Genomic DNA, 769 nt, shown 5'->3' with positions numbered 1-769 from the left:
GTTTCTAGGGGGGCTAAAACAGGGAAAGTGCGGGCAGGCGACATCTAGCCCCCACCCTGCAGGAGCCCCCCATGAAAGTCATCGACCTGATCTGCGAACTTCTCGGTCTGCCCAAGCTTGGAGGCTGACCTGATCGACGGGTTCCTTGCCCAATGCATACAGCGATAGATTGCGCAGATGACCAGCTCCAGCCAACGAGCTCCGCATCCCTCGCATTCCTGATGCCGCTGCACACGGCCCCGGCCCCCCACCCTTGCCGCAGCACAGGCACCGTGTCCATTTCCCCCGAAACCTATGCCCGGCTTTTGAGCCTCGCCGATCAGGCGCCGCTCGATTGCCTGCCACTGACGTCGCGCACCCTGGCATGCGCCAAGACGCTGGGCTACAACCAGATCGGCCAGATCCGCAGCACGCCCAACAGCCGCCTCTTTGCCGACCTTGGCGAAGATCGCGCCGAGGAACTCCAGCGGGCCCTCTATGACTTCGGCGTGCGGCCGATGCAAGGCGGCGAGCTGAGCGGCTGACGCGCAACCACCCTTCAACTCCTTCGAGCCCGCCTGCTTCGGCAGACCGGGCTCCTTTTTTGTCCACGTTCACGCATGTGCCTTCGTGCGAGCATGCGGTCCGTATGCAAGACCGCGACATCCCTCTCGACGCCTGGCCGCGCCGCGCCGCGCTGGCACATTTCCGCACCATGGCCCAGCCGGCCTTCAGCATCACCGCGCCGGTCGACGTGACCGGCCTGCGCGAGCGCGCCGCTGCTCACGGC

Annotated in this window: 1 protein-coding gene; it reads left to right on the top strand. The window is 65.5% G+C overall.

All coding sequences use genetic code 11. The features are described from left to right. The first annotated feature begins 272 nt into the window (after window positions 1-272). On the top strand, window positions 273-524 hold the full coding sequence (locus AC1DU6_RS33675; RefSeq protein ID WP_157281978.1) for a hypothetical protein: 252 nt from the start codon (window positions 273-275) through the stop codon (window positions 522-524). Window positions 525-769: the final 245 nt, after the last annotated feature.

The organism is Roseateles sp. P5_B10, assembly GCF_056400485.1.
This window is presented reverse-complemented; position numbering and strand designations above follow the sequence as displayed.